The organism is Clostridium autoethanogenum DSM 10061 (genome assembly GCF_001484725.1).
In the GTDB taxonomy this organism is placed as follows: Bacteria; Bacillota; Clostridia; order Clostridiales; family Clostridiaceae; genus Clostridium_B; species Clostridium_B ljungdahlii.
In genome coordinates this window covers 3,898,203-3,911,215 of sequence record NZ_CP012395.1, presented here as the reverse complement: position 1 = coordinate 3,911,215, position 13,013 = coordinate 3,898,203, and the positions used below count along the sequence as shown (strand labels likewise).

Here is a 13,013-nt window from a genome sequence, read left to right as displayed (position 1 = left end):
AAAAGTTAAGCCTACTTTTTAATAGCTTAACTTATTGAGGTGAAATTTATGGAAATTGAAAATAATACTCTTAAACAAGGTAAAATAAGAAAATTACTTTTAAAATTTGCCATACCTTCTGTGTTCGCACTTTTGGTATCTGAGCTTTACAATATTGTAGACACGGTGTATGTAGGACACTACATAGGAGTTACTACACTAGCAGCTATTACTATAGCATTCCCAATTCAAAAATTATTAGTAGCCCTTGGGCTTTTGATAGCTGTAGGAGCTTCCACTTATGCCGCTAGAAGTTTAGGCGAAAAGAATTATTCAGAATTTAAAAAAATAGTATTTACTTCTTTTAGTTTGGTTCTAATATCACTTACAATAGTTTCATTAATTATTTTTATATTTAGAAGGCCAATTTTTTATGTATTAGGTGCAGACAATCTAACTTATCCTCTAGTTAACAAATATGTGTCTATACTACTTTTAGGAGGCATTTTCCAGTCCTTATCAGTAGTGGCCTGTTATATTATGATTTCTCTAAAAAAGACAAAAGCTCTTCTATATACTAATTTAATAGGTGTTACTTTAAATATTTTAATCAACTATATATTAATAGTTAAATTACACTTTAAAATAGAAGGTGCTGCTATAGCTACTGTATTGTCTCAAATAACTGCCTTTACCTTTGCATTTTACAAGTTTAAAAATATCATAAGGGAATTTCATATGGAATTTTCAATGCATTCCATTCACAATTCAGTTACAAAAGAAATTATATGGGGCATAATTACCGTTGGATTCTCCACCTTTATAATAGAAATTGAGGATGCCTTAGTTACTGTAGTTCTAAACAACCTTCTTTATACTGAGGGCGGAGAATCTGCCATTGTCATGGTAGGAGTAATAACTAAAATTTCTATGTTTCTATTTGTAACCATAATAGGCATAAGTTCTGCAATGCAGCCTATAGTGGCTTATAATTTTGGTGCTGAAAACTATGATAAAGTTAAAAAGGTTTTAAATACTTCAATTAAAGTAGTTCTAATAACCTCTTTTGCACTTTGGTCAATCTTTATGCTATTTCCAAATTATATCATAGGCTTTTTCTTAAACGATACTACCCTTTTAAATAAAACAGTTAAAGCATTCAGACTATGCATATGTCTAATTCCCTTAACAGGAATATATTATGTAGTAATAAACTATTATCAGGCAATTGGTGAAGCTAAAAAAAGTTTCTTACTTTCAATATATAGAGAAATCATAGTGTTTATCCCTTTAGCCATACTACTTGTTCAACTTTTTGGTATAAAAGGTGCCTGGGCTGCCTACCCTATAACTGATGCATCCGCTGTTTTAACCTCTTTTTACTTTTTAAATAAAGCATTAAAGGAAGATTTTAATCAAGTTGGAGTGAGTGAAAAATTTTAATGGATTACTTTACAGCCACATATATATCCACTTCGGAATTTTCACTCCCATCATATCTCTCATCATAAATCTCAAAATCTCCTGTATATGTTCTTTCAATATCAGCATTCCATATATATCCCCAGGCTTCTCCAATGCTTTCCGGCATTTTTCCCTTTACTGTTACCACATAATATTTAGATGCCGGAATTACTTTATATGTCATACCATCAGGTATGTTACCTATATCTTTTACTTGAAGTCCAACCATATAAGAATAATGCCCAAATTCTTTATTTTCATACTCACTATATAATCCTAAAACTTCACCGTTCTTCAACTTATTGGGTATTTTATCCTCAAGCTTTTGCTCACTGAATTCTTTCCAGAGTTTTTCAATTGCAGCCTTGCATTTGCCACCTTCATTAGTAGTCCTTATTTCTTTTCCAACCAATATAATTTGATCCTTTTTAACTGTTTTACAGGTTATTTTGCTCTTTCTCCACCTTTTCAAATTTGGAAGACAGTTTGCCATAAGACCCCTTGCTTCACTTTCCTTCATTCCCTTTTGAACCATAAAAGGTACAGAAGCCTCAATCATCTGTTCCATAGTTAAATCTGGCTGTTTAAAATCTCCATTTTCATAACAGTAAATACAATATTCCTGATTTTTTTTATTATTCTTTTCAGTACCATAAAGTTCCTCACTCATTGGCATTCCACAACTTTGACAGTATTTTTGTTTCATATAATATTCTCCTTCCCTATGGGTTAATTTATCCGATGGCTACCAGCCGTAATACCCCCATCGCACTCTATGAAATCGACTATCACCAAATCAAAGATTTAGGATATCTGCTTTTCTTATAAAATGGGGTATAACGGCTGCTACGCCCCTGGATAACGATTTCTAAGTTTCAGGTGGAGAAAAAACTCCACCTGAAACCAAGAACTCTGTTTATATTTTTATTATACAGGGAAGCTTTGACAGCATTATGTCAGGTTTAATTTTGTTTTTCGTAAATATCATTCATTTTTTTGCATCTATTTTTTATAATCTCTCTTACATGAAGAGGTTTTATTACCTCTACATATTCCCCATAGCCAAGTATCATGGAATAAATCCATTCATCCTCCAAAAATTTAATATTTACTATGATGCTTCCATCTTCTTGAAAGGTCATTTCATCCTTATCAAAAGAATCTTCTACCCTATATCTAACTTTTTCTGAAAATTTAAGAGTAAGTTTTGTAGGCAGCTTTTCAACTTTATTCATGCTTAAATATTTTTCATAAGAAATTCTACCTTTATGAATATCTTCATTTAAAATACTCAAAGTATCCATTCTAGAAAGTTTAAATATCCTGTAATCCTGCCTTAAATTGCAAAAAGAAAATAAATACCACCCAAAACCTTTAAAAACAAGGGTTATGGGTTCCACCTTTCTCGAAATATATTCACTTTTTGCATTTCTATAGTTAAAAGACATGCACTTCTTGTTCTCTAAAGCCTCATATATCATATTATACTTCTCATTTTCTTCACTAGATTTTTTAAAGCCCCAGGGCAAAGTATCTATAAATATTTGTTTAAAATGCAAATTGAAATCACTCTTCTTTTCATCTGGCACTATATTTTTTACTTTTTCAATGGCTAAATCCACATTTTTATCATTTAAAACTTCATTTATGTTTCTCAAAGCTTCTACTATGGAAATCATGTCATCCAACGTTAAAAACTGATGGTTGATTTTATAATTGTCCACAATGTAAAAACCTCCATTATTTCCGGACTGAGATGCTATGGGAATCCCTGACATGTTAATTGCTTCAATGTCTCTATAAATAGTTCTTACAGATACCTCAAATTTTTCAGCCAATTCTGCTGCAGATATTTTCTTTCTATTTAAAAGCATGACAACAATTGCAATAAGCCTATTTATTTTCAAAACTAAAATCCTCCATATATTTTAATTACAGTTCCTCTCCTAAATCAATATCCATAATTATCTTTTCTATGTCTCTTATTCTTTTTTCTTTTAGTTCTAGTAAAAATTCGATGTAATAATTCTGCCATTCATATTCTAAAGTACCTTTATAAACAAGCAGCTTCTCATCCGTGAGTTTAAAAGAATTACACCTTAAGTCATCATAAAATACATTTTTACCAAGTACAGCAAGGGACATGTCATCAAGTAACTGAAATGCCTCTTTATATTCATCGCCAAATAAACATTCCAAATTCAAAATGTCCATGTAATCTTCAAGAGAATGTACATTTTCATTTATAATTTCAAGCTTGTCTTTAACACTTTCGCATTTTGTAACCTCATCCACAACACAACTAAATGCATAATCATCCATTTTCCTGCCTTTTTCAAAGGCAACATAATTTTGTTCATTATCTTCTTTATCTATAACAACCATATTATAAAGATTCCCGCTGCTGCAGGCAATCAAAAACCTAGTTTTAAATGAATTCTCATACTTTTTTATATAGCCTATAAGTTTCAAGTTTTTTATATTAAACTTGGAAATAATTTTACTAAAAGTTCTGTTTACAATTAAACATATCTCCTCTTTGCTTTTTCCTAAAAACCTTTCACTTATTCTTTTAAACTCACCCATTGATATTGTAAGTTTTTCTTCACTGCTTTCTGATAAAACTAGAAAAGCAGACTGATCAATGAGTATTTCAAAGACATTTATTGGAGCTTTTATAATATTTATTTTATACTTTTTACCATAATCTCTAAGTAATTTTCTAATAGCTGCCTGTGTAAAAAAGTTACAAAATTCAGTTTCAATCTTCAATTTTTCAAGGTATTGTTTTATATAATAAATGCCTTTTATATTCATATTATCAAATACAAGGGGATAATCCATAGTACATGTTATATCCTGTGCTGCAAAAATTATATCATAGCTTTCAAAGAAATAAGGTAATACTGTATCTATCATATAATTATATACTTCATTTGGAATATGAAGCTTGTTTTCTTTTACTTCTCCATAAAGTTCTTTGCACTCTAACACAGATTTTTTAAGAATTTCAATGCCACCTTCATACGTTTTAACTATATCATCTTGAACCATCAAAGAAAATCCTTTACTAGAATTTGTGGAACTTTTAATGTAGGCATTTATTGCATAGTAAATTGAATTCAAAATACGAACTGCTGTATCCTCTTTTATGGAACTGCTTTTACCTTTTGTGTATCTTACTATTAGATTTTGAAGAATATATAGTGCATCTGTGTTTCTATTTTTAATAAATTCTTTCACTATTTATTGTCCTCCTCTTCTTTTATATTATTAACATCTTTACCATTTCTAAAATTATCTACAATTTTAGAAATACCTTTGCCTTTTATAAGTTCCATCGAACCACCATAAACTGTATTGTAAAAAAACATTATAGTTTTTAATATTTCATCATCACATAAAAAATCTGATGTAGAATTTTTCACATAATGAAATACTTCATACATATCACTAATTGTTTCAACTAAATTGTCCTGATTTACATAAGAAGATTTTCCAAGCTCCTTTATAATAGATTTCATCACATCTAAATTTAGCTCAATCCTACCCTGAGCTTTTAATGCATTGTTTCTGGTCCTTATTATATCTTTTGCATCTTTGACGCTAAGAGCAAGATCATGGATTTTAAGGTCATCATTTAATTTAGAAATTTCATTTATACTGTTTGATTCCTGTAACTTGCTGAGTGAATTAAATATTTCAGGTAAATTCATCGTTTTTCCTCCTAAAAATGAAAATAAAGTACTTGACACAAAATTCATTTTATGATATAGTATTATTGAGTAGTTGTATGTTTATGCAATGGTTATTATAACACATCTCTTATTATAATTAAATAGATAATGTGTAATTTACTATTTTTTATAATGTGAAATCGATAAAATTCATTATAGTTTATATATTTTTACTTATAAAAATATAGTCCAGTTAAATATTTTGCATTTAATTTAACAAAATATCTAACTGGACTTTTAGCTTTAACTACACGCAGTTAAAAATTCATTTCTATAGGTTTCTACCTTAAAAATCAACTTATGCGCAGGCATATTTTTACAATAATCAAGCTCTTTTAAATATTTTGTAAATAAGACTTAGTAAAAAATTCGTAAAAACTTAGAACTTTTGAATTGTCTGAGGTACGAGTTTTCAAAAGTTCTTAGCTTTTCTAGAATTTTTTACTTAGGCTTATCAAAATATTTAACCGAGCTGAAGGTTGTAAAAAATATCCGGAGTATAAGGTTGATTTTTTGCTTAGAAACCCTATAGAGATTATAATTGACTTTATGACAGTTCAAAGGCTCCTGTATATAACTGATAATATTTTCCTCTTTGCTCAATCAAATCGTCATGACTTCCTCTTTCAATGATTCTCCCCTGTTCCAGCACCATAATTACATCTGAATTTTTAACCGTTGAAAGCCTATGAGCAATTACAAATACCGTTCTTCCTTTCATAAGCTTATCCATTCCTTCTTGAACAATAGCTTCTGTTCTTGTATCAATGCTGGATGTAGCCTCATCAAGTATTAAAACCGGTGGATCTGCAATAGCAGCTCTAGCAATAGTTAATAGCTGTCTTTGACCTTGTGACAGGTTTCCACCATCTCCAGTAATAACCGTATCATATCCCTTTGGTAAATGTCTTATAAATCCATCTGCATTTGCAAGCTTTGCTGCTGCAATTACTTCTTCCTCTGATGCATCCAATTTTCCATACCTAATGTTATCTGCAACTGTTCCTGTAAACAGATGCGGATCCTGCAGTACAATTCCAAGAGATCTTCTTAAATCATCCTTCTTGATTTTATTAACATTAATGCCATCATATCTAATTTTTCCATCCTGAATATCATAGAAACGGTTAATTAAATTAGTAATAGTAGTCTTTCCTGCACCTGTAGCACCTACAAAGGCTACTTTTTGTCCCGGTTTTGCATAAAGCTTTATATTATGCAGTATAACTTTCTCATCAGTATATCCAAAATCCACATCATCAAATACTACCTCTCCGAGAAGCTTTGTATAAGTAAGCGTGCCATCATGATGAGGATGTTTCCATGCCCAAATTCCCGTATGCTTATCAGTTTCTACTAATTCCCCTTTTTCATTTTCTTTTGCATTAACCAAGGATACATAGCCTGCATCTTCTTCTGGCTTTTCATCAAGAAGTCTGAATATACGTTCAGCTCCTGCCAGTGCCATTATAACGAAATTAAACTGCTGTGACATTTGATTAATTGTAGTACTAAATGTTCTTGTCAATTGCAAAAATGCTGCAATTCCTCCAAGAGTAAATCCGCCAAATCCACTAATGGCTAAAATAGAACCAAAAATAGCAACAAATACATAATTTATGTAACCAATATTACCCATAATAGGCATTAAAATGTTGGCGTACTTATTTGCATTATTTGCACTATGATAAAGATCGTCGTTTAACTTATCAAAATTGATTTTTGCCTCTTCTTCATGACAAAAGACTTTAACAACCTTCTGGCCATTTATCATTTCTTCTATATATCCATTTACCATACCTAAATCTTTTTGTTGAAGCCCGAAATACTTTCCACTTTTTCCGCCAATATTTTTGATAACATAAATCATCAAAATTACAATCAAAATTTCAACTATAGCCAGTGGGAAACTTAAATATACCATTGAAATAAAAGTACTGACAACAGTAATAATTGCTGCTAATATTTGCGGAATACTTTGACTAATCATCTGCCTTAAAGTATCTGTATCATTTGTATAAAGACTCATCAAATTTCCATGGGAATGTGTATCAAAGAAACTAATAGATAGACTTTCCATATGAGAAAATATGTCATCCCTTATTCTTTTAAGAGATCCTTGAGAAATTATAATCATCACACGACTGTATACATATGTTGACACAACTCCAACATAATAAATTGCTGCCATAGTAGTTATCATTTTTAAAAGCGGTCCAAAATTAGGATTTGATTTTTGTAAAAGAGGTGTTATATAATCGTCAATTAAATTTCTTAAAAATAATGTACCAATAACATTAGCAAGAGAACTTATGGTAATACCTACTAATACAATAAGAAATAAAAACTTATATTCCTTAATAACATAGGCTAATAATCTTTTTAATGTTTTTAAAGAGTTTTTACTAGGCTTTACATATCCACGATGTCTGCCCATTGCTCTAGGTTTACTATTATTATTTTGAGCCATTGTCATCGTCGTCTCCTTTCACTTGAGATTCATAAACTTCATGATATATATCATTTGTCTTTAGTAACTCCTCATGAGTTCCAAAGCCATCTATTTTTCCATCGTTTAATACAATAATTCTATCTGCATCCTGAACTGAAGATATACGCTGTGCAATAATAATTTTTGTAGTATCTGGTATTTCCTCTACAAATGCTTTCCTAATAAGAGCATCAGTTTTAGTATCCACTGCACTAGTAGAATCATCTAAAATCAATATTTTTGGTTTTTTTAGCAGAGCCCTTGCAATACATAATCTTTGTTTTTGACCGCCTGATACATTTGAACCACCCTCTTCAATAAAAGTATCATACTTATCAGGAAACTTTTCTATAAATTCATCAGCTTGAGCCTCTCTACACGCAGCAACTATTTCTTTATCAGAAGCATTCTTATTTCCCCATCTTAAATTTTGCTTTATTGTCCCAGAAAACAATACGTTCTTTTGCAGCACCATTGAAACTTCATCCCTAAGAGTCTCTATATCATATTTTCTAACATCAACTCCGCCAACTTCAACAGTTCCACATGTAGTGTCATATAGTCTTGGAATAAGTTGAACTAAAGTAGATTTTCCACTTCCTGTTCCTCCTATAATACCTATGGTTTCACCAGAATTAATCTTCAAGCTTACATTTTCCAAAACTAGATTGTCCATATTTTTGCTATAACTAAAACCAACTTTGTTAAATAATATGGATCCATCTTTTACTTTACAAATTGGATTTTCTGGATTTGCTAAATCACTTTTTTCATTTAAAACCTCAACAATTCTTTCAGCAGATGACTTGGCCATAATTACCATTACAAATACCATTGAAATAATCATAAGACTCATTAATATATTAACGGTATAAGTAAACAAACTCATAAGTTCTCCCGTTGTCATGGATTTTGAAACAATCATTTTTGCTCCAAGCCACGACAAAAGTAAAATACATGTATACACTGCAAATTGCATTGCAGGAGCATTAATTATTATTAATTTTTCAGCTCTTATAAAGTACTTATACAAAGTTTCAGAAGCTTTATAAAACTTGCTTTTTTCATGCTCTTCTCTTACATAAGCTTTCACAGTCCTTATAGCAGTTAGATTTTCTTGTACACTAGCATTTAAATCATCATATTTTTTAAAAACTTCCATGAAATATGGATGTACTCTTGTCATAATAATGTACAATATAATTCCCAAAAAAACTATGGCACCTAAGAATACAAGAGCTAACTTTGCATTTATATAAAAACTCATTGCCATAGCAAAGATTAGCATAAATGGTGCTCTAACAAGCATTCTTATTATCATTTGAAATGCATTTTGAACATTTGTTATGTCTGTAGTTAGTCTAGTTATAAGACCAGCTGTAGAATATTTATCTATATTAGAAAAAGAAAAGTTCTGAATATTATAGTACATTGCTCTTCGCAGGTTTCTAGCAAAACCAGTAGATGCTTTAGCCGCATATTTTCCTGATAATGCACCGCAGGTAAGTGACACAAATGACACCATAAGCATTATAGTTCCAACAATGCATACATATTTTATATTTCCTTTTCCCACGCCATTATCAATTATCAATGCCATCAACAGCGGAATAATCGTCTCCATTATGGCCTCTAAAGCAACAAATATAGGCGTTATAATAGAATCTCTTTTAAATTCGCCTATATAACTTGATATCTTTCTTATCATAACCTTGTTCCTCCCCTTGTTAGATTTCTAACTAATATTAGGAATCTATATTCCATCGCCAATTTTTTCAGACAATCTGTCAAGTAAATCGACTAATATGTCTGTCTCCTCATCACTTAATTCATCCTTTAAAGATTCTTCCATTCCAAGAATAAAATCATATACCTTTTTTTGAATTTGCAAACCTTTTTCTGTTATTATTATCTTCTTAAGTCTTGCATCTTCAGAAACACTTACCCTTTTGATATATCCATTTTTCTCCATCAGCTGAAGTACGCTAGTTACTGACGAACGTCTAATATCAAGTTCTTCTTCTATATCCCTTTGGAATATATCTTTTTTATTGGACTTACAATATATAAAACCAAGTATCCTAGCTTGAACAGCAGTTATACCATACTGTGATGCCTCTTTATCTATTCTTCTATGAATTCTTCTAGAAAGTATACTAACTTTTCTTCCAATGTACATTTCTGTTTTATTGTTCATTTTCACGCCTCCACCATTTGTTAGATTTCTAATTGTAAGGTTTCTAACTATTATAATTTTAATTATACATTATGTCAATAATTTTTCGCAGAATATAAAAACTATGAAGTTTAGATTAAAAATCTTTCTTCATAGTTTTTTTATTACTCCATAAGTTCTTTTATCCATTTATTTATCCTATAAGGTTCATTAGACCAATATTCGGCAATCTGAGGTAAAATTTCATATTGAATAATATTTTTATACTCCTCTTTGCTTAATGTATGCTTTGGCGTACAAAAATAGCTGTGCCCTATGCGAAAATCCCCACCTAAGAAAGGATCATTTTCAATATCTTCATTAAGTTTTATAAACTTTTCAATAATACTGTCTGCCAAATCTTCGTTCTTATTTTCGATATATTTTTTAAAATTTAAATTATTAAATGCAGGTTCAATTTCAATAAAAGCAAAACGTCTTCTAAGACCACAATCAAACACTCTGCTGCTATCTTTACGTGCAGTCATAGTACCTATAATATAAACATTTCTCGGTATATAAAATAAGTTTTCAATATAAGGTAGGGATATAGCATAATTTTCTCCACGCTTATCAGCCTCAACAAGCATGATAGCTTCTCCAAAAATCTTACTAAGATTTCCTCTGTTTATTTCATCAATTATAAAATAATAGGGTCTTCTAGGATCACTTTCAGCCTGCTTACAAAAACGATAAAATATGCCGTATTTAAGACTAAATCCATTCTTTTCTGGTCTATAACCTATGACAAAATCTTCGTAAGAATACCCTTCATGAAACTGAATCATCTTAACCCTTGTATCATCTCTTTGCTCCATTATAGAGTAAACAAATTTTCTAGCTATAAGGGTTTTACCAACACCAGATGGACCTTTTAGAATTATGTTCTTTTTATACCTTAAAAGGTTATATATAACATCATACTGGCTTTCTTCCATGAATATTTCATTTAAGAAAGCCTTTTTAGAATACGTAGATTCTGAACAAACAGATATTTCTGAATCTTCTTCATCAATAGCATCCTTGTTTAGCACAATTTCATTGTACTTAGACTTATCTATTTTCATTCTCTCTATGCTTAGTAATTTCATATCCAATACTTTGTAATTCCTAAACAGACACTCTTCATCCCTAAACTTTTTAATTTTTCTAGTATTTTCAATGTAATTTACAAGCTCTTTTGGATCTGTAAAAATTACACCTTTTTCTTCAAGCAAAACGTAATCTTCAATTGTATCTGTGTTAATTATAGGGAAAATATAGGGCTTCAAACAATGAAGAATAACTGAAGCTTCCACTGCTTGCATACCTTTTATGCTAGTTTTAAAGGTTTCCTCAGCCATATGAAGGATTTCATTTTCATCATATGATTTATGTATTCTTATACACAAAGATATAAATCTTCTAGCGCTCTCTTCGTCTGATTTTGAGGCAAATGTGTAAAATCCAGTACTAAACATTCCTACAGACCATTCACCTACAATATTTTCATATTCATGTTTTCTAGCCCTCTCCATTACAGAATTAAATATTTTTGTTAGTCTTTTCTTTTCTTCTATAGGCAAATGACTATTTTGTATTTTTTGGATCTTATACTTTACTTTAACTTTCCAGGTTCCCACAGTCATAAAATACAACATATCCAAATCACTTACATCTATAACATCTATTGGTGTTCTTGAAAAGGATTCTACTGTTTCCCGAACAAGCTCATAGGACCCATCATATTTATCTGGATCTACATCAGGCATATCCATTATTTCCTGAACAAGTTTGTTTTCTTTAAACTCCTCATACAACTTCAAGGAATTAAAAAGATTTTTTGATTTTATATTTTCATCATCCTCTTTTTCAGTATAAGAAAGTTTAGAAAAAATAGACTCACACTTATCCCTTGCATAAGAATCATCTAGATCTCCATAAGATTCTTCTATTATAAGGCAATTTGAAATTTGAGCATTACAAGTCATATCATCTAACTTTTTAATTATTTTTAGCCATTTATAAAATACGCTTTTATTCATAGGAATTCCCCTTTTTAGTTTATAATAAACAGAGTTCTTGGCATCAGATGGAGTTTTGACTCCATCTGATGCTTAGAAATCGTTATCCAGGGACGTAACTGCTCTTTACTCCCACTTGGAGAAAAGCAGATATCCCAAATCTTTGATTTGGTGATAGTCGCTTTCACAGAGTGCGTAGGAGTATTAGAGCAGGTAGTCATCGGATAAAAAGCAGCTTCATAATTTATCCTTCCATTTTAATCGATATTATATTACATTAAATTAAATTTATATAATTTTATTTACAAATTGGCTTTCAAATTTTGAATTAGCTTTACAGGATTTATTATTTTCCCTAGTTCATAGACCTTCCCTTTGTTTTTAAATTCAATTGTATCTCCAGTTTTTAATGCTACTTTCCAAAATTCTTCAGGATCTATATTGGGATCAACCTGACATGCCAGTGCATAAACGCCTGCTATATAAGGAATTGACCAACTCCAGCCACCTTCTCTGTAAAAAGCATAATCATTATAACCCGTTGGGCTTGCAGTAGACCTCGAGTCCATAGGAACAAGCAGTGTATTATTTGAATCGTATTTTCCGTTATAATAATCTTTTTGCCACCATAATCCTGGGGTATATGATGATTCCACATCAGGATTTAATAAAGGATTTCTTCCAAGTCCATTGAATTTAAATCCATAAGTATGTCTAAGAGATGAAGACACCACAAATATATTTTCCTCCTTGGCTCTCTTCACAGCTTCTGTTACTTCTTTATATCCAATGTCCTTTGGACCCCAACCAATTGAAATAGAAATAACCCTTATTTTCTAATACAAGTAAATTTTAAGGATTATCTTTGAAGAAGTACTTATTAAATTTATTAAGATTTAATTAAGATCTCAAAATGTTTCTTCCAATACGATGAAATATTTTACATTATACTTTAATGTGAAATGTGTTATAATCTTATTTGTGACTTTAACCATACATAAGTAATAACTCGTATACATTCGGTAATATGGTCCGACAGTTTCTACCTGCTAACCTTAAATAAGCAGACTACGAGGTTATTTGAAGTTTTATATATCTTTCAAATGTACCTCATTTTTATGGGG

General features: G+C 30.5%; 10 protein-coding genes and 1 riboswitch. Of the genes, 1 reads left to right on the top strand and 9 read right to left on the bottom strand.

The window, feature by feature from the left end:
* The first annotated feature begins 48 nt into the window (after positions 1 to 48).
* Positions 49 to 1,422: an MATE family efflux transporter gene (locus tag CLAU_RS17735; protein WP_013238184.1), complete on the top strand. Its 1,374-nt coding sequence runs from the start codon at positions 49 to 51 to the stop codon at positions 1,420 to 1,422.
* A 4-nt stretch (positions 1,423 to 1,426) separates the two neighbouring features.
* Here CLAU_RS17735 and CLAU_RS17730 read toward each other — a convergent pair whose 3' ends face one another.
* The 9 genes from CLAU_RS17730 to CLAU_RS17690 form a co-directional block, all read right to left on the bottom strand.
* Positions 1,427 to 2,149, bottom strand: coding sequence for an effector binding domain-containing protein (locus tag CLAU_RS17730; protein ID WP_013238183.1), 723 nt, complete (start codon positions 2,147 to 2,149; stop codon positions 1,427 to 1,429).
* Between the two features lie 256 nt (positions 2,150 to 2,405).
* Positions 2,406 to 3,350 (bottom strand): helix-turn-helix transcriptional regulator, encoded by a 945-nt coding sequence (locus CLAU_RS17725; protein ID WP_013238182.1) that lies wholly within the window; start codon positions 3,348 to 3,350, stop codon positions 2,406 to 2,408.
* A 25-nt stretch (positions 3,351 to 3,375) separates the two neighbouring features.
* Positions 3,376 to 4,686 carry a DUF6179 domain-containing protein gene (locus tag CLAU_RS17720; protein ID WP_023163284.1) on the bottom strand — a complete coding sequence of 437 codons (1,311 nt, stop codon included), beginning with the start codon at positions 4,684 to 4,686 and terminating at the stop codon, positions 3,376 to 3,378.
* Entirely contained in the window at positions 4,686 to 5,159 is a 474-nt protein-coding gene (locus tag CLAU_RS17715) for a DUF6323 family protein (RefSeq protein ID WP_013238180.1), read from the bottom strand. Before CLAU_RS17715 ends, CLAU_RS17720 begins: the two co-directional genes overlap by 1 nt.
* Positions 5,160 to 5,727: 568 nt before the next feature.
* On the bottom strand, positions 5,728 to 7,650 hold the full coding sequence (locus CLAU_RS17710; RefSeq protein WP_029170170.1) for an ABC transporter ATP-binding protein: 1,923 nt from the start codon (positions 7,648 to 7,650) through the stop codon (positions 5,728 to 5,730).
* Positions 7,637 to 9,379: an ABC transporter ATP-binding protein gene (locus tag CLAU_RS17705; protein WP_013238178.1), complete on the bottom strand. Its 1,743-nt coding sequence runs from the start codon at positions 9,377 to 9,379 to the stop codon at positions 7,637 to 7,639. The genes CLAU_RS17710 and CLAU_RS17705 overlap by 14 nt, the downstream gene beginning before the upstream one ends.
* A gap of 45 nt (positions 9,380 to 9,424) precedes the next feature.
* Positions 9,425 to 9,868 (bottom strand): MarR family winged helix-turn-helix transcriptional regulator, encoded by a 444-nt coding sequence (locus CLAU_RS17700; RefSeq protein ID WP_013238177.1) that lies wholly within the window; start codon positions 9,866 to 9,868, stop codon positions 9,425 to 9,427.
* Between the two features lie 143 nt (positions 9,869 to 10,011).
* Positions 10,012 to 11,910: an AAA family ATPase gene (locus CLAU_RS17695; protein ID WP_013238176.1), complete on the bottom strand. Its 1,899-nt coding sequence runs from the start codon at positions 11,908 to 11,910 to the stop codon at positions 10,012 to 10,014.
* A gap of 281 nt (positions 11,911 to 12,191) precedes the next feature.
* Positions 12,192 to 12,623 carry a hypothetical protein gene (locus tag CLAU_RS17690; protein ID WP_013238175.1) on the bottom strand — a complete coding sequence of 144 codons (432 nt, stop codon included), beginning with the start codon at positions 12,621 to 12,623 and terminating at the stop codon, positions 12,192 to 12,194.
* A gap of 255 nt (positions 12,624 to 12,878) precedes the next feature.
* A riboswitch (purine riboswitch) is annotated at positions 12,879 to 12,980 on the top strand.
* The last annotated feature ends 33 nt before the right edge of the window (positions 12,981 to 13,013 follow it).

Coding starts and splice junctions, on each gene's coding strand:
- CLAU_RS17735 (WP_013238184.1), top strand. CDS start 49: ATGGAAATTGAAAATAATACTCTTAAACAAGGTAAAATAAGAAAATTA.
- CLAU_RS17730 (WP_013238183.1), bottom strand. CDS start 2,149: ATGAAACAAAAATACTGTCAAAGTTGTGGAATGCCAATGAGTGAGGAA.
- CLAU_RS17715 (WP_013238180.1), bottom strand. CDS start 5,159: ATGAATTTACCTGAAATATTTAATTCACTCAGCAAGTTACAGGAATCA.
- CLAU_RS17710 (WP_029170170.1), bottom strand. CDS start 7,650: ATGGCTCAAAATAATAATAGTAAACCTAGAGCAATGGGCAGACATCGT.
- CLAU_RS17705 (WP_013238178.1), bottom strand. CDS start 9,379: ATGATAAGAAAGATATCAAGTTATATAGGCGAATTTAAAAGAGATTCT.
- CLAU_RS17700 (WP_013238177.1), bottom strand. CDS start 9,868: ATGAACAATAAAACAGAAATGTACATTGGAAGAAAAGTTAGTATACTT.
- CLAU_RS17695 (WP_013238176.1), bottom strand. CDS start 11,910: ATGAATAAAAGCGTATTTTATAAATGGCTAAAAATAATTAAAAAGTTA.